At 62.2% G+C, this 15,708-nt stretch carries 13 protein-coding genes; all 13 read left to right on the top strand.

Annotated elements, in window-relative coordinates; translation table 11 throughout:
- Nucleotides 1–56 precede the first annotated feature (56 nt).
- The 13 genes from RBR41_RS12955 (at nucleotide 57) to RBR41_RS12895 (ending at nucleotide 15,641) form a co-directional block, all read left to right on the top strand.
- Nucleotides 57–305 (top strand): helix-turn-helix transcriptional regulator, encoded by a 249-nt coding sequence (locus tag RBR41_RS12955; protein WP_320353051.1) that lies wholly within the window; start codon nucleotides 57–59, stop codon nucleotides 303–305.
- Nucleotides 306–837: 532 nt separating this feature from the next.
- A complete protein-coding gene (locus RBR41_RS12950; protein ID WP_320353049.1) occupies nucleotides 838–3,516 on the top strand; it encodes an ABC transporter permease in 2,679 nt (892 codons plus the stop codon).
- A 6-nt stretch (nucleotides 3,517–3,522) separates the two neighbouring features.
- Nucleotides 3,523–4,617 carry a 4'-phosphopantetheinyl transferase superfamily protein gene (locus tag RBR41_RS12945; RefSeq protein WP_320353048.1) on the top strand — a complete coding sequence of 365 codons (1,095 nt, stop codon included), beginning with the start codon at nucleotides 3,523–3,525 and terminating at the stop codon, nucleotides 4,615–4,617.
- A gap of 419 nt (nucleotides 4,618–5,036) precedes the next feature.
- Entirely contained in the window at nucleotides 5,037–6,344 is a 1,308-nt protein-coding gene (gene trmD / locus RBR41_RS12940; RefSeq protein WP_320353047.1) for a tRNA (guanosine(37)-N1)-methyltransferase TrmD, read from the top strand.
- A 77-nt stretch (nucleotides 6,345–6,421) separates the two neighbouring features.
- Nucleotides 6,422–6,769, top strand: a complete 348-nt coding sequence (gene rplS / locus RBR41_RS12935; RefSeq protein ID WP_179979655.1) for a 50S ribosomal protein L19 — start codon at nucleotides 6,422–6,424, stop codon at nucleotides 6,767–6,769.
- Between the two features lie 168 nt (nucleotides 6,770–6,937).
- Entirely contained in the window at nucleotides 6,938–7,612 is a 675-nt protein-coding gene (locus RBR41_RS12930; RefSeq protein ID WP_320353052.1) for a ribonuclease HII, read from the top strand.
- Nucleotides 7,609–8,115, top strand: a complete 507-nt coding sequence (locus RBR41_RS12925) for a YraN family protein (RefSeq protein ID WP_320353046.1) — start codon at nucleotides 7,609–7,611, stop codon at nucleotides 8,113–8,115. Before RBR41_RS12930 ends, RBR41_RS12925 begins: the two co-directional genes overlap by 4 nt.
- The gene (rsmI, locus tag RBR41_RS12920; protein ID WP_320353045.1) at nucleotides 8,057–8,917 is read left to right on the top strand and encodes a 16S rRNA (cytidine(1402)-2'-O)-methyltransferase; all 861 of its coding nucleotides are present in this window, start codon (nucleotides 8,057–8,059) and stop codon (nucleotides 8,915–8,917) included. Before RBR41_RS12925 ends, rsmI begins: the two co-directional genes overlap by 59 nt.
- Before the next feature lie 140 nt (nucleotides 8,918–9,057).
- The gene (locus tag RBR41_RS12915) at nucleotides 9,058–9,807 is read left to right on the top strand and encodes a PTS system mannose/fructose/sorbose family transporter subunit IID (RefSeq protein WP_320353044.1); all 750 of its coding nucleotides are present in this window, start codon (nucleotides 9,058–9,060) and stop codon (nucleotides 9,805–9,807) included.
- A gap of 115 nt (nucleotides 9,808–9,922) precedes the next feature.
- Nucleotides 9,923–10,213 carry an HPr family phosphocarrier protein gene (locus tag RBR41_RS12910; protein WP_179979658.1) on the top strand — a complete coding sequence of 97 codons (291 nt, stop codon included), beginning with the start codon at nucleotides 9,923–9,925 and terminating at the stop codon, nucleotides 10,211–10,213.
- A gap of 1 nt (nucleotide 10,214) precedes the next feature.
- Nucleotides 10,215–11,987, top strand: a complete 1,773-nt coding sequence (ptsP, locus tag RBR41_RS12905; protein WP_320353043.1) for a phosphoenolpyruvate--protein phosphotransferase — start codon at nucleotides 10,215–10,217, stop codon at nucleotides 11,985–11,987.
- The gene (smpB, locus tag RBR41_RS12900; protein WP_320353042.1) at nucleotides 11,984–12,439 is read left to right on the top strand and encodes an SsrA-binding protein SmpB; all 456 of its coding nucleotides are present in this window, start codon (nucleotides 11,984–11,986) and stop codon (nucleotides 12,437–12,439) included. Before ptsP ends, smpB begins: the two co-directional genes overlap by 4 nt.
- Nucleotides 12,440–12,842: 403 nt before the next feature.
- Nucleotides 12,843–15,641 carry a ComEC/Rec2 family competence protein gene (locus tag RBR41_RS12895; RefSeq protein WP_320353041.1) on the top strand — a complete coding sequence of 933 codons (2,799 nt, stop codon included), beginning with the start codon at nucleotides 12,843–12,845 and terminating at the stop codon, nucleotides 15,639–15,641.
- Nucleotides 15,642–15,708 lie beyond the last annotated feature (67 nt).

Genomic DNA, 15,708 nt, shown 5'->3' with positions numbered 1-15,708 from the left:
TAATTTTGTATGCAATCGCATACTTGGTTTCAGCGTAAAAGCTTTACACATACTCTATGCAAATTTTACCGGGGCTGAACACAGCCATTGCCAAAACTGTGCGCATTATCCGCGTCCGCAGCGGCCTGTCACAAGAGCAGTTTGCCGACTTTGCCGGGCTGTCGCGGGTCTACATTGCGCAACTTGAAACCGGGGAGCGTGGCGCATCGCTCAACGCTCTCATTCTTATTGCGCGTTCCGTGCGCATGACCGGCGCGGAGCTTGTTGCGTTGATTGAAGAAGAAATACAAAGACTGCCTCATTAGAGCTATTTCACCTTGAAATTGCTCTGGCGGCTGCGTGAGTAGACGCCCGCCGCGGAGGCGCAAGCGCAGCTTCAACGGTGCCCGCAGGGCTTGCCTGAACCGTAAGACGGTTTCGTCAACGTTTCAGGCAGGCCCTGCGGGCAATGGCTGCCGCGAAGACAGCACCGCTATGTATTTGCGTGGTTACGCGCCGAAGCGGGCGTCCTGGAAGCTTGAGAATGGATGTTCTCAATGCAAAAATGCTATACATATAGAGCTGTTCGCCTTGAAAAATAGCACATGTCAGCCGCGGTGACGACCCGATCCGGCTGCTTACTTGCGCTGCCTCAGGCTTTTTGCCGAAATATTTTTTCATGCATATCTAAAACGTAAAACGCTCGACCTCACTACGGTTTTTTGATAACCATTATGAGTAACACTGTAGCACACAGACGTGCGACAGGACGCTTTTTTGTATCCAAAGCCATTTCTGACATTTTTATTCCATATATTACAGAGTGATAACTCTTCTGCTTTACATACGGACACTATCATGCCCAAAGATACTGCCTGCCCTCCTTCCGATACAGAACAACAGAATCCCGCAGGGCATTGCGGCCCTGTCTTCACGTTTCGCCGTATGGCCGGGCTTGATCAGGCCCTGCTGTCTACCGATGCGGAGTGGCAAGACCTGCGGCTGCTCGATCCCAAACTCTGGATGGCCATGAGCTGCCCCACCTATGGGCTCGAATTTGACGCGCAGACCTTGACGCTCCTGGACGCAGACAGCGACGGGCGCATCCGCGCCAGGGAAATTCTCGATGCCGTGGACTGGCTGTGCCAGCGCGTCAGCCATCCATCACGCCTCAGGGAGCGCCGCGCAAAACTTCCTCTGGATATCTTGCGGCAGGACACCCCCGAAGGCGTCAACATGCTGGCCGCCGCGCGCCTGGTGCTGGACAAGACCGGGGCCGAAGATAAAACCAGTGTCGACCGCCGCCAGGCGGCCGCCGCGCTGAGCGCTGCCGCTGGTTACGCCTTCAACGGTGACGGCGTTGTTCCCTCCACTTCGGTGGACGCTCAGGATGCAACGGGAGACGAGGTCAGCCGTTTTATCATCTCCGGCCTTACGATTATTGGCGGCATGCGCGACGATTCCGGCATGCCCGGCCTTGACGCCGCCCTTGCCGGACACTTTCGTGAAGCCTTGCACGCCGTGCGTGAGTGGCGGCAAAAAACGCGTGACGCAGACCTGCCCCTGGGCCGCGACACGGCCGAAGCCTGGGGCCTCATGCAAAGGCTCGGCCCCAAGCTGGACGACTACTTTGCCCGCTGCCGCATGGCCGCCTTCGCGCCCCAGACCTTGCCTGCGCTTAATGAAGAAAACGAACTGGCCTCACCGGAAAACGCGGCTACAGAACTTTTTTCAATGGACCATCTGAGCCGCCGCCCCCTGGCCAGAATAGCCGCCGGGCAACCGCTTGACCTGCAAGCGGGCATCAATCCCGCATGGGAAAAAGACGTACGCGCCTTCCGCCGCCTGTTTGAAACCCTGCTGCTCCCGCCCAAAAGCGGGCACGCCGGCACAGACGTCGCACCTGTTCTTGATGAAGAGACCTGGCGCGCCATCCAGAACCGTTTTGCGCCCTATGCCGCGCTGCTGGCGCAAAAACCAAAGTTTTCCCGCGCTCCGGAAGACGCCGCCCCCTTCAGTGCTCAAGACCAGCCGCCTCTGGCGCTTGCTCCCGACGGCGATCCCCTTGGCAGAACATTTCTGCCCCTGAGTCCTGAAGAAGCTGTGGACAGGCTTTCAGACGAAGAACTGGACGCGCTGCTTTCGCCCGCCACGGAAAAGGCATTCGCCGCATATGTGGATCGCGACCTGGCCGCCCCCCGCATGGACGCTTTGCGTGATCTTGAAAAGCTTGTTCTGCTGCACGCCAATCTTTACACACTGCTCATGAACTTTGTTTCATTTGCGGATTTTTACGAACCCGGCAACAGGGCCATATTCCTGGCTGGCACTCTGTATATCGACAGCCGCTCCTGCTCGCTGTGCGTGCATGTGGACGATGTGAGCGCCCACGTGCGCCTGGCCACCCAAAGCCACCTTTGCCTGCTCTACTGTCTTTGCGTCCGTAAAGACGCCAGCGGCAAGGAGCATACGGCCACCATCGCCGCCGCCCTGACTGCAGGCTCGGCCGATGATCTGATTGAAGGCCGTCACGGCGTTTTTGTGGACAATGCCGGTCAGCCATGGGACAGTACGCTGCTGCGTGTAGTGCGCAATCCCATCAGCCTGCGCGAAGCCATGTGGGCTCCCTACATACGCTTTGCCAATCTTGTGGGCGGGCAGTTGCAAAAACTGGTAGCCGCCAAGGATGCGGCCATTTCCAGCGCCTCATCCAAGCTTGCCAGTTCCACAGCCACCGGGCAGGCAGATGCGGCGACCAAGGCCGCGCCGCCAAAACAGCCCTTTGACATTGCGAAAAGCGCAGGCATTTTTGCCGCCGTCAGTGTGGGCATAAGCATGGTCAGCGCCTCGTTCACCTACATCGCCAGGTCCCTTTTTTCTCTGGGCTGGTGGTGGCCCATGGCGCTGCTGGTTATTTTCGCCGTGATCTCCGGCCCATCCGTGGTCATGGCATGGTTCAAACTGCGCCGCCGCAGCCTCGGCCCCTTGCTGGACGCTTCCGGCTGGGCCGTCAACACCGGCGCGCCCATAAACTTTACCATGGGCGGCGCGCTCACGGCCGTGGGCCAAATGCCCCCCGGCGCGCAGCGCTCGCTTGACGACCCTTACGGCTTGCCCGCCCGCCTCGGCCACTCGCGCGTGCGCCGCGCCTTCATGACCGTCCTGGCCCTGCTCCTTCTCGCAGCCGCCAGCCTTGGAGGCTACTGGGCATGGCACGGTGAAGCGCCGTCATGGCTCAGGTTCTGGCAACATGAAGCGCCCGCTGCCAGCGCGACTGACGGCAAAAACGCCGGTTCGCCCGGCCATATCGCTCCCAGCAAACCCGCTCCCGACAAACCCGTTCCCGGCCAGACTGTCCCCGGCCAGCCCGCTTCGGGCAAATCTGGCCAGCCAGGCAAAACGGACGCTACGCCGCAACGCAACGAGGGCGGCAAGGCAGCAACATCCGGCATCGAATCGTCCGGCCCAGACTCGACGGGCCCAGACTCGCCGGGCACGGCCGCCTCAGAGGCCCAACCGGAAGCAAAAAGCAAGTAGGGCATCATGGGTAAAGCAGGTACTGACGAAAGATTTCCCGAACAGTCTTTGTTCCTCTCCCCGTCGGGGCAGACATCCGCAGAGCAGGCAGATTTTCCGCCCGCCGCGCAGCCTTCCGGCGCGTGGGCGCAGGCGTCCGTTGCTGACCTGCGCTGGATATGGGCGGCACAGGCCGCCAAACGCGGCATTGTCATTCTATATTCTCCTTTGCCACGCCTGGAGGGGCTGGCCCTGCACCATTGGTGTGCCCATCTGGAAGAAGTCCTGATGCCCTGGCTCAGCCCGGCGCAACTGGGCCACCTGCAATGCTTCGGCTCAAGCGATGCCGCCCTCAAGGCCCGGTGCAGCCGCCTGCTTGCACGGGCGCTGCTCATACGGCTGGTCATGGCCGCCACGCATGCCTCCATAATCACGCGCGGCACGGCTGATGCCGCCCAAAGTCCACGGCAACATGCCGACATGCATTCGCACATGACCTGGCTGAGCCTTAAGGGGCTTGATATAGACTACCTGGGAAGGCCCGTGATGCCAGACTGGCGGGCCGCGTTCAGCCACAGCGGCCATGCGGCGTTCTGCGCCGCGTTCCATCTGGGGCACGAAGGTAACAATCAGCCCTGTCACCAAAACGCCGAATCGCTGGACAGTGAGGCACTGCTGGAATTTCGCCCCTGTCTGGCTGTTGACGCAGAATCCCTGATCAATCCGCCGCCAAACCCCCGCGCCTATTCCGGCAAGGAATTGGCCGCCCCCCTTGCCAAAGAATCCAGTACCCGTGATGCGTTACGGCGCTGGACCATCAAGGAGGCCCTTCTCAAGTCCGCCGGGCTTGGCCTCTCCCGTGACCCCGCCCTGGTCAACAGCGGATTTTTCGGGCAAAGGCGCGGCCGCGCGCAATTCTGCCATGAAGGAAGCACTGGGTTTTCCATTGGCCCAATCAGCGCCCGTCAGACTACGCCGTGCAGGTACATCGGCTGGCAGCTTATTCCCTGTGCCGAACACTGGCTGTGCGTGGCAGCCCCAGTGTCGTCGGAACGCCCCCTTCTTGTGACAGGCCGCCCCCTGCGCGCGCACTGGAGCGGCGTCCTCAACAGCCTCGGCTAGATGAGATGGTATGGTATGGTATGGTGATGTGAAATATTTTGTGGGGGGGGGACGTGGTTGTCCACGTCGATGATCATGTGAAAGATTTTGTGGGGGAGGGACCCTTTTGCAAAAGGGTCGCCTCCCCCACACCCCCACCCCCTAAAACTCTTCACGCCACCACCGTAAGCCGCGCGGTCTTATAGAGAGAAGCACTGATTAAAGAGCTTCCTGAAAACGCGCTGGTATTTCGTTTGGCAAGGCGCGCTCTTTTTTTGAAGCAGGAGTGGACTCTTCCGTCCTCGACTGTTTCAAAAAAAGTGAAGCAAGTCCGCCAAACGGAATAAATCAGCGTTTTCTTGGTAAGGCGTGGCCGCCCCGTCCCCCTCACAGGCAAAGCTCTTCTTGCAAGACAAGGCGTTTTACGGCACTCTCCGCCCATGCCGCGCTTTCACCTGGTTTCCCTCTTTCCCGAATTTTTCCAGTCGCCTCTGTCCACAGCCCTTATGGGCCGTGCGCGGGAAGCTGGGCTTGTAGATTTTTCCTTTCACGATCCCCGCGAGTTCAGCACCAGCAAGCATCGGCATGTGGACGACCGCCCCTACGGCGGCGGGCCCGGCATGGTCATGCAGGGCGAACCCCTGGCAGCGGCGCTGCGCTCCATCGGGCAACCGGGGCGCATCCTGCTCATGACGCCCGGCGGCCGCCCGCTGACGCAAAGCATGGCTGCCGAACTGGCGCGTGAAGAAGACCTGACCATCGTCTGCGGCCGGTATGAAGGCATTGACGCCCGCCTGCTGGATATTTTTTCCATCGAGCCCGTGAGCGTGGGAGATGTGGTGCTCAACGGCGGCGAAACGGCGGCTCTGGCTGTCATTGAGGCTGTTTCGCGCCTTATGCCCGGCTTTATGGGCAAGGAAGAATCCGGCGAGGACGAAAGCTTTTCGCACGGCCTTCTGGAATATCCGCACTACACCCGTCCAGAAGTTCTGGAAGGTCTGCCCGTGCCCGGAGTGCTGCGTGGCGGCGATCACGCGCGTATCGAGCAGTGGCGGCGGCGGCAGTCCGTGCTGGCCACATTGCGCATGCGGCCTGACTTGCTGGACTCCGCCCCGCTGACAAAAGAAGATGTGCTGACACTGGCCGAAGCTCCCCGCGAAAGGCCGGGGCGCAACCTTTCGTTCTGTCTTGTGCACTATCCGGTGCAGCTTGACGCGAAAAAATCCGGCGCTTCCTCTTTGACAAATCTCGACATACACGATATAGCCCGAATTTCCCGCAGCTATGCAATGGGTTTTTTCCATGTGGTGACCCCCTTGCAAGACCAACTACGGGTGCTGGATGAAATTTTGCGCCACTGGACGCGGGGTCCGGGAGGTTCAGGCAACGCCGACCGGGCACAGGCTCTTGGTCTGGTTTGTCCCGCAACCTCTCTGGACGAGGCCGTGGCGCATATGACCGCACGGCACGGCGTCCGGCCCAAACTGGTGGCAAGTTCTGCCGTTTGGCCCGGCAAAAATACAGGGCAGGCTCACAAGGGCCCGCTCATGACGCCGCAGGAAGTGCGACACTGGTGCAGCCAGGGGCCGGTCATGCTTTGTCTCGGCACAGCCAAGGGGCTTGCCCCCGAAGTGCTGGAACAATGTGACGGTCTGATTCGCCCTGTGCGGTTTTTAGGGTATAACCACCTTTCGGTGCGCAGCGCCGCCGCAATTCTGGCAGACAGAATTTTAGGCGATTACAGCTGACAAAACAGGCGGCCTGAACGCATCGGCGCCGCTACGCAACGACGCAACAATCCGCCCGGATTTGCAAGGAGTTCACGATGGATATCATCAAAAAAATCGAACGGGAAAACATGCGCATGGATGTACCCGCGTTTCGCTCCGGCGACACGGTGAAAGTACATCTGCGTATCGTGGAAGGCGAAAAACAGCGCATCCAGGTTTTCCAGGGCAACGTCATCCGCATCAAACGCGGCACCACCAATGCCACCTTTACGGTGCGCAAGGTTTCTGACGGCGTGGGTGTGGAACGCATCTTCCCCATGAACTCGCCCTTCATCGACCGCGTGGAACTGGTCACCCAGGGCCGCGTGCGCCGCAGCCGTCTGTACTACCTGCGCGCCCTCAAGGGCAAAGCGGCGCGTATCAAGCCGCGTGGCCGCTTCTGATAGCCTGCTGAGGCATCAGATAACACACTGCGCCTTTTTGACGGCGCGCCGTGAGATGGCGGGCAACCGCACTCATGGCGCGCCTCTTGCGCGTTTATTGCCAGAGTCGCCATAATCAGGAAACCGAGCGTGAAAAAATCCTCCTCCCGCCCATCGCGCCCGCCCGATCTGCAAGGCAGTCTGTTTTTTCCAGCAGACCGCCCCAACGATCCCGGCATCACGGCGGGAGTGGATGAAGCCGGGCGTGGCTGCCTTGCGGGGCCGGTGGTGGCCGGGGCCGTCATCCTGCCCGCAAGCTTCGATTTGCCCGGCCTTACGGACTCCAAAGCCTGCACTGCCAAACAGCGCGACACGCTGGCTCCGTGCATCAAGGCCTGCGCCGTAAGCTGGGGGCTCGGCATCGTCTGGCCGCGCCGCATTGACGCCATCAACATTCTTCAGGCCACCTTTGAGGCCATGAGCCTGGCAATACGCCACCTGCGCACAACGCCGGCCCTTCTGCTCATTGACGGCGACAAAACCCTGCCCGAACACGTTCTGGCGCGCCTGTGGAGCCTGGGCCATGCGGGCACGCCCCCGCGCCAGCGCGCCATTATACAGGGCGACGCCACAGAGCCCGCCATTTCCGCCGCGTCCATTCTGGCCAAAACCTGCCGCGACAGGCTCATGGCCAGCCTTGACAAACGCTGGCCCGGCTACGGTTTCGCCGTCCACAAGGGCTATGGCACCAGAGAGCATTACGAGGCGCTGCGCCGCCTTGGCCCCTGCCCGCAGCACCGGCTGACCTTCCGTGGCGTGTGTGAGGAAAAACCCGCTGCCGTGCGTCAGGGCAGTTTGCTGTGAACCTGCGCCGCCTGCTGCCGGGGCTTTTTGACAAAATGGCCCGCAAGAAGCACTCTGCCCCTGAAGACGGGCAGCCCAAGGGCGCTGACAAAAAAAACGGCACAGCCACGCACCTGCTTCTGGGCAAAGAGGGTGAGGAGGCCGCAGCGGCCCTTTTGTCCCGCAAGGGCTACGCCATACTTGACCGTAACTGGCGTCAGGCCCGTCTGGAACTGGATATCGTCTGCCGTGACGGCGACACCATTGTTTTTGTTGAAGTGAAAACGCGCGGCAGCGACAGCCACGGCGGCCCCGTCCATGCCCTGGGCATCGCAAAACAGCGCACCCTCTGCCGCGCTGCCCGCGCGTGGCTGGCGGCCCACAAGGCATGGGAACAGCCCTGCCGCTTTGATGTCATCTGCGCCCTGCGCAATGGCTCTACCCTGCACCTGGAGCATTTTTGCCATGCCTTTGACTGCCCCCCGGCTCTGGATAGTAGCCACACCTCTTGGCAACCCTGGTGATCTCTCTCCCAGGGCACGCGCCGTATTGACCGAGGCCGACCTCGTGCTTGCGGAAGACACGCGCCGCACGGCCCGCCTTTTTCGCGACTGCGGCATTGAGGCGCGCCGCCTTTTGAGCTTCCACGACCACAACGAGGCCGATCGGCAGGAACATGTGCTGCGGGCTCTGCGCGAAGGCCAGAGTGTGGCCCTTGTTTCCGACGCGGGCACGCCGCTTTTGGCCGACCCCGGCTACCGCCTTGTGCGCGCCTGCCGCAAGGAAGGCCTGGCGGTCTCCCCCCTGCCCGGCCCCTCCGCGCCTGTAACGGCCCTTTCCGCAGCGGGTCTGCCGCCCCTGCCGCACAGCTTTCTTGGCTTTCTGCCGCGCGACGCTTCGGGGCGCGACGCCCTGTTTACCGCTTTCGCCCATGTGCCCGGCTCCCTCATTTTTTTTGAGCGCAAGGATCGCCTTAAAGAAAGCCTGTCACGGGCAGCCAAGCTGCTGGGCCCGCGCGAGGCGGCGGTCTGCCGCGAATTGACCAAGGAGCATGAGGAATTTATACTGATTCGGCTGGAAAACAGCGAAGATTTGCCCGACGACCTGCTTGGCGAAATTACCGTCATCATCGGCCCGCCGGAGCAGGTAAGCCGCAGCCCTGAAAACGAGGTTCTGGCCCTGCTGCGGCAGGAACTGGAAGCGGGCGGCCCGGAGGGCAAGCCCCGGCAGGTGGCCCGCCGGGTACAGGATATGGTGCGCGGCTGGAGCGGCAAAGAAATATACGCCCTGATCACGGCTGATACAGACTCCCAACGCAACCTTTAACCACCGCAACCTCTAACCACCGCAACGCCGCCGTGCGTCCGTTCATCTGCCGCAGGCGGCAGACGTCAAGGTACGCCACCCCCCACGGCTTTGGGCGAAGTTCCGGTGAACTCCGGACTTCATGCGGGCAGGACGCACTGATGTATCCCACACTCGTCGCACTCAACTGCCTTGGTCGCACATGCTGCATCAATGCGGCCACCACAGCCCGGGGCATGCAGCAGGTGGGGCTGCTCTTTGTGCTGAGTCCCGCCCTGCGCTGGCTGTATCCCGAAGGCGCGGCCCGCGCCCGGGCCTTTGCCCGCTATGGCGGGCACAGCAACACCCATCCCTTCATGATCCCGCTTTTTGTGGGCATTCTGCTGTCGCTGGAAGAAGAAATAGCCAAGGGCACGCTCCCTGAGTCCGCCGTAAGCTCTGTGCGCGAAACCCTGGCCACCACGCTTTCGGCCCTGGGTGATTCGTTTTTCAGCGGCACCCTGCTGCCCCTGTGGGCGCTTGTGAGCGTGGCCCTGCTGCTTACTGGCCATATAGCTCTGGCAGGATTCCTGGCTGTGGCATTTTTTTTCGCCCTGCTGCTGTTCAGGGCGGGCAGTTTTTTTTCAGGTCTGCGCCACGGCATGCCGGTGCTGGTGCGCCTGAAACGCCTCAACCTCATCAACTGGGTGGACAGGCTCAAGATGGTCAATGCGGTGCTGGTGGCCCTGGTCATCTGGCATCTGCCCATGAGCCGCCTGAAGCCCTTTCCGTGGGACGTTTACCTGTTGGGCGCGCTGGCGGTACTGGGCGCATCCTGGCTTGTGGCGCGGCTCCGCCTGCCGCGCATACTGCTGTGGGCCATGACGCTGGGGGCGTTGATTCTCATGGACGTTGACCTCATAGGTATGTAGTATGTCCCCGACTGCCAGCAGGCACAGCCGGGCTGGCGCAAGGTCGAGGCAGACATTCGGCGCGGCCGTGCCATATACGGCCCCAACCGCCCTGACATTGTTAAAAGGTGAGGAAATGGAAGAAACCATTGAAGAAACGTCACGCGGGCTGGAAATGCGGCTTTGCCTCAATCTGCGCAATGGCCTCCACGCCAGGCCCGCGGCACGACTGGCCCAGGAAGCCCAGCGCTATTCGTCGGCCATTCAGCTTATCAGCGAGACCGGCGAGGTTGACGCCAAAAGCATGCTTGACGTTCTTTCACTTGCCCCACCCTTCAACGCGGAACTGACGCTTCTGGCTCAGGGGCATGACGCCCGCGAGGCCCTTTGCGGCCTGGCCCGCCTTCTCAGCACCATGCAGGATTGATATGGCCCGCGCGGTACTTTTTGGCACTCCAGTTTCTCCCGGCATAGCCATTGGCCGGGTGCGCTTCATGCACAAGCTGCGGCAGGATGAAGAGCGGCGCATCACGCCCGCTGAAGTGGAGGCCGAGCAGGCCGCCCTGCGCCTTGCGGCTGAAAACGTGCGCGTTTCTCTGCAAAACACCATGGACAACGTGCCCGAAGACCTGGCCGAATACCGTGAGGTTATTGCCGCGCAGATGGAAATGGCCCGCGACGCCAAACTGCTCAACACAGCCTCCGCGCGCATCGAACAAAAGCTCATTGCCGCGCCCTGGGCCCTGCGCCTGACGGTTGACGAACTGTGCGACCTGTTCCGGGGCATGGACGACCCCTATCTGCGTGACCGCGCGCAGGATATCCGCGCTGTGGGTTTGCGCCTGCGCGAGAGCCTCTCCACTGGCCCTTCCGAAACGCGGGATTCCGCTGAACCGGGCGTGCTGGTGGCCGAAGATCTTTCTCCAGCCGATGTTATGGAGCTGAACCTGGACTGCGTGCTGGGCATCCTGACCACCGAGGGCGGCCCCACCTCGCACACGGCCATCCTTTCGCGCAGCCTGCGCATCCCCTGCCTTTCCAGTGTTACCGGCCTTGTGACCGTGGCCAGGGAAGACGAGCAGGTCATTATTGACGGCCTTGGCGGCTGCGTGCTGCTGGACCCGGATGAGGCGGACATGGCCCGTTATGAGGCCCGCCGAGTCGAATTCAATGGTTGGGAAGAATTCACGCTCAAGACGGCCCGCTGGCCCGCTGAAATGTGCGATGGCGTGCGTGTGGTGGTTCAGGCCAATCTGGAGAGCAGCGAAGAGCTTGCGGCAGTGCCGTGCAGCGGCGCCGACGGCGTGGGCCTGTACCGCACGGAGTTTGCCTATCTCAAGGGCCGCCTGCCCGACGAAGAAGAACTGCTGGCCGAATACGCCCTTGTGGCCCAAAAGATTTCACCGGAGCGCGTTGTTTTTCGTACCCTTGACGTGGGCGCAGACAAGATGCTGCACGCCCAGGCGGCGCTCAAGGAGCCCAACCCGGCCCTGGGCCTGCGCGGCATACGCTTTTGCCTGCGCCATCAGGGAATTTTTCGTACGCAGCTGCGGGCGCTCATGCGCGCGGGGGTCTACGGCAACGTGGCCATCATGCTGCCGATGGTTTCAGCCATGGACGAAGTGCAGCAGGTGCGCCGCATCATGCAGGAAATGCATCAGGAACTCAGCGCCCAGAACCTGCAGCACGCGCCGGAACTGCCCCTTGGCGTCATGATAGAAACCCCGGCTGCGGCCCTCATCTGCGACGCCCTTGCCAGGGAATGCGACTTTTTCAGTATTGGCACAAACGATCTCATACATTATATTATGGGCATAGACCGCAACAACCGCCATGTGGCGTATCTCAATGAACCCTTGCACCCCGCCGTCGTGCGCTCGCTCAAGCATATTGTTGACGCCGCACACCGCGAAGGCATAGGAGTTTCCGTCTGCGGCGAACTGGCGTCCGATCCGCTGGGCATGGCCCTGCTGCTGGGCATGGGGGTAGATACCATATCCGCGGCTCCGCGTTTTGTGCCTGGCCTGAAACACCTCATCCGCCAGCTCCGCGCCGAAACCTGCATGGAACTGGCCCACAGCGTGCTCATGAGCACGGATGTGGCCGCTTCCCGGCGCATGGTTCGTGAACAGTTGCATCAATCCCTTGGGCCTGAACTGGCCTTTCACACCACCAGCCTTTTGATCCATAGCCAGCCATGAGCCAAAAAACATCGCCTTCCACCATCGCCGTCAATAAAAAGGCCCGCCACCTCTACGAACTTTCCGAGTTTACCGAGGCGGGCATTGTGCTTACCGGCCCCGAAGTCAAAAGCATCCGCGCGGGCAAGGTCAACTTTATCGACAGTTATGTTGATTTTCGCAAGGGCGAAGCCTGGCTTGTCTCGCTGCACGTGGCCCCGTACTCCAATGCGGGCTACGCCCCGCAGGAGCCAGATCGCGCCCGAAAGCTTCTGCTGCACCAGCGCGAAACCGCCAAGTTTGCTGGCCTTGTGGCCCAAAAGGGGCTTACGGTCGTGCCTGTGCGCATATATCTCAAGCGGGGCAAGATCAAGGTGGAGCTGGCCGTCGGCCGGGGCAAAAAACTGCACGATCACCGTGAAAGCCTCAAAAAACGCGCTGAAGAAAGAGACATGGCCCGCGAGATGGCCTAGTTTTTCAGGGGGTAGCATCCCCTTGCGCGCAGACATTTTGACGTTTGAAGCCGCCGGCTTTGGCGCGTAACCACGCGGCCAGCCAGCGCTTACGTCTCACGGCGGAGGCCTGCCCTTGCCCCGCCAGAGCAATGGCGCTACACCATTGCCCGCTAAAAGATAGTTCAGCCCCATTGATACGTGATGCGCCACGCCGCCGCTCCGGCAGGACAGGCACGCCCCAGGAACACCCGCCCCCCGCGGGGTCACTGGCGTGTTTGCTGCGGCATGGCGCAGGCGGCACCAGACCAGGGCGGACGCTTTGCAGGACAGAGGCGCGGATACCGCTGGCACAGCCAGTTCAGCACACGTCTGACCCGCCGTCCGGCAGCCGGACGGAGGTTTTTTACGGGCACTGAAAAGCATGCGTTATCCGCCACTGCAAGCCCCGCTGTTCTGGCAGACCTGCCTGTGCTTCTGGATAGGCGGCATTGCCGCCGCCGTGTGGCCACACCAGACCCTTCTTTGTTTTTTCCTTTTATTTCTCGCTGATAAACGCCTGTGGCAAGCAGCCCCACTGGCTTTCTGCGCTCTGCTTGCGCTCGCGGGGCTGCTGACGGCGCAGTGGCAACTCTACGGCAGCCCGTGGCGGCACGGTTTTTCCGAGCCGGAACGGCCACCCTGGCTCACGCAGGCTGGCAAAAAGGTGCGGGTTTGCGGCACTGTCACGGACAGCCAGGGCTTGCCCGACCAGCGCTTGCGGCTTTTGCTCGCCGATCTGGCCCCTGAGGGGGACAGCCACCTGGAACAGGCCAGAAACGGGAACACGGCTGCGCCAGCACCCTCGCAACTGGCGGCTCCTGCGCAGTCGGCAGCCCCCACACCATCGCCAACTTCTGCACAGTCGGCAGCCCAGAATACGCCATTGTCAGGCCAGACGGCGCTCACCTGGGAACATCCCCCCTTGCACCCATTGCCGGGGCAAATCCTCTGCCTCAGTCTCCGCCCCATGCCCATGCAGGGTTTTGCCAACAAGGGGCAGGCCGCATGGGAACTCTGGTGGGCCTCGCAGGGCGTCTACTGGCGGATGTGGACTCAGGACAGGCGCGCAGAACCCCGACTGCACGGCGAACCAGGACGTTCCGGCCGCTGGCGCGAGGCCCTGCGCGCGGATTTTCTGGCGGCCCTGGTTGCCCCACGGCCTTTGCCCCCTGCGGACAAAGCCGCGTCCCCCGCGCCCCCCACGTCCACCGCGCATTCCGACGCCGCCCCAAAGTCCTCGGCTCAGGCTCCTCCTCCCGGCGCGGAAGACATGCCTCAGGGCAAGGCCATCCTGCTGGCCCTGCTTTTTGGCGACAGGCAGTATCTTGATCAGGCCACGCTGAACAATTTTATCGCAGCCACTCTGGTACACAGTCTGGCACTTTCGGGGCAGCACCTTGTTATCGCGGGCATGCTCGGGCTGGCCTGCGTGCTGACTCTGGCGCGCTTACGGCCTGGCATCTATCTGCACCGGCCACGCACGCTCTGGGTCATACTGGCCTCACTGCCTCCGGCCCTTGCCTATTTGTGGCTGGGCAACGCTCCCGCATCGCTTTTGCGGGCCACGGTCATGCTCTTTGTGGTGGCGCTGTGGCTGACCATGGGCCGCCCGCGCACCACTCTGGACGCCCTGTGCGCAGCGCTGCTGTGCATCACTGTGGCCGCGCCGCTCAATGTGTTTGATACCGGGCTGCAACTCTCGGCCCTGTGCGTGGGGGCCATCGGCCTGAGCCTGCCCTGGCTGCGTGAACTCATGCCGGGATTCGACGGCGCGCCCACGTCAGGGGCGCGCGCCCGCCTGGCCCAATGGAGCCGCGCCCTGCTGCGGATTTTTCTTGTTTCCCTCTGCATCCAGGTGGTTCTGCTGCCGCTGAACATGCTGCTTTTCGGCAATGCGGGGTTCTGGTTTCCGCTCAATGTGGCGTGGCTTCCCGTGGCTGATCTTTTTGTACTGCCCGCCTCTGTGCTGGGTCTGGCATGTGCGGCCCTTGGCATGGAAACAGCGGCTCGCCTGGTTCTGGATCTGGCGGCCCTGCCCTGTCAATGGCTGGTGGATCTGCTGGCCTGGCTGGCCGCAAACGACCTTTTGCTGGCCCCCTCCATGCTGCGCCCCCACTGGACAGCCCTGCCGGCTTTTGCCGCCCTGCTCACGGCCCTGGCCTTCAAGGCAGGACGCCCCACCCTGCCGCCAGCGGCGCAACGCCTGCTGCTGGCCGGGGGACTCCTGCTGCTGGTCGGCCCCATGCTGCGGCTGGCGGAACGCCTTTCACCCGAAATCCGCCTGGATGTGCTGGACGTGGGCCAGAGTCAGGCCGTGGCGCTACGGCTGCCGGGTCATATGCGCCTGCTGCTGGACGGCGGCGGCAGCGCTTCGCCGCGCTTTGACCCCGGCCAGAACATCGTGGCCCCGGTGCTGCTCTACAACGACGGCCCCCGCCTCGCGGCCGTGCTCAACAGCCACCCTGACCTGGACCATATGGGGGGGCTTGTGCATATCCTGCGGCAGTTCACTGTCAGCGCTTTTTTTGACAACGGGCGCGACAGCGGCGACGCCAGAGGCGGCTGGGCCGCCATATGGGCGCAAACACGCCGCCAGTACGGGGCCCAACCCCTTGCCCAGGGGGATGTGCTGCAACTGGGCAACCCGGCCCATGGCCTGCAACTGGAAATACTGCACCCGCCGCGCACCGACAGGAACACACCCGGCTCGGGCACTGCCGCCCACGAAACCTGGGACGGCAACAACGCCTCGCTGGTGGCACGGCTGACCCTCTATGGGCAGGGGCTGGCGCTCATTCCTGGCGACGCCGAACGCCGTTCGCTACGCCACATGATTGATCAGGGGCTGGACCTGCGGGCCCAGGTGCTGGTGCTGCCCCATCACGGGTCGGACAGCAGCTATCTGCCCGATCTGTATGAAGCCGTGCAGCCAGAAGTTGCGGTGGCGGCTTGCGGCTTTGAAAACCGCTACGGATATCCGGGAAAAAAGGTACGGGAGTGGCTGGACAGCGCGGGGATTCCCCTGCTGTTCACAGGGCGGGACGGACAGATAAGTCTGAGCTGGACAAGCGCGCCGGGCCGCGCAAAGCGGAAAAATGAAGCCGCACGCACAACCCTGCACCTGCAGACGCAAAGGCCGCAGCACGAAAACCCTGCCCCCGACGAGCAGGCAGAAGAATAGAAATGCTTTGTGGGGGAGAGACCCTTTTGTAAAAGGGGCTCCTCTCCACACCCCCATCCCCCAGACA

Source organism: Desulfovibrio sp. (assembly GCF_034006445.1).
In the GTDB taxonomy this organism is placed as follows: Bacteria; Desulfobacterota; Desulfovibrionia; order Desulfovibrionales; family Desulfovibrionaceae; genus Desulfovibrio.
The sequence above is the reverse complement of the archived record's forward strand: the minus strand, read 5'-3'. Positions and strand labels throughout refer to the sequence as shown.

What these genes read in the sequence shown, in the direction of transcription:
- RBR41_RS12955 (WP_320353051.1), top strand. Translation starts at nt 57, where the DNA reads ATGCAAATTTTACCGGGGCTGAACACAGCCATTGCCAAAACTGTGCGC.
- RBR41_RS12950 (WP_320353049.1), top strand. Translation starts at nt 838, where the DNA reads ATGCCCAAAGATACTGCCTGCCCTCCTTCCGATACAGAACAACAGAAT.
- RBR41_RS12945 (WP_320353048.1), top strand. Translation starts at nt 3,523, where the DNA reads ATGGGTAAAGCAGGTACTGACGAAAGATTTCCCGAACAGTCTTTGTTC.
- trmD (WP_320353047.1), top strand. Translation starts at nt 5,037, where the DNA reads ATGCCGCGCTTTCACCTGGTTTCCCTCTTTCCCGAATTTTTCCAGTCG.
- rplS (WP_179979655.1), top strand. Translation starts at nt 6,422, where the DNA reads ATGGATATCATCAAAAAAATCGAACGGGAAAACATGCGCATGGATGTA.
- rsmI (WP_320353045.1), top strand. Translation starts at nt 8,057, where the DNA reads ATGCCTTTGACTGCCCCCCGGCTCTGGATAGTAGCCACACCTCTTGGC.
- RBR41_RS12915 (WP_320353044.1), top strand. Translation starts at nt 9,058, where the DNA reads ATGTATCCCACACTCGTCGCACTCAACTGCCTTGGTCGCACATGCTGC.
- RBR41_RS12910 (WP_179979658.1), top strand. Translation starts at nt 9,923, where the DNA reads ATGGAAGAAACCATTGAAGAAACGTCACGCGGGCTGGAAATGCGGCTT.
- ptsP (WP_320353043.1), top strand. Translation starts at nt 10,215, where the DNA reads ATGGCCCGCGCGGTACTTTTTGGCACTCCAGTTTCTCCCGGCATAGCC.
- smpB (WP_320353042.1), top strand. Translation starts at nt 11,984, where the DNA reads ATGAGCCAAAAAACATCGCCTTCCACCATCGCCGTCAATAAAAAGGCC.
- RBR41_RS12895 (WP_320353041.1), top strand. Translation starts at nt 12,843, where the DNA reads ATGCGTTATCCGCCACTGCAAGCCCCGCTGTTCTGGCAGACCTGCCTG.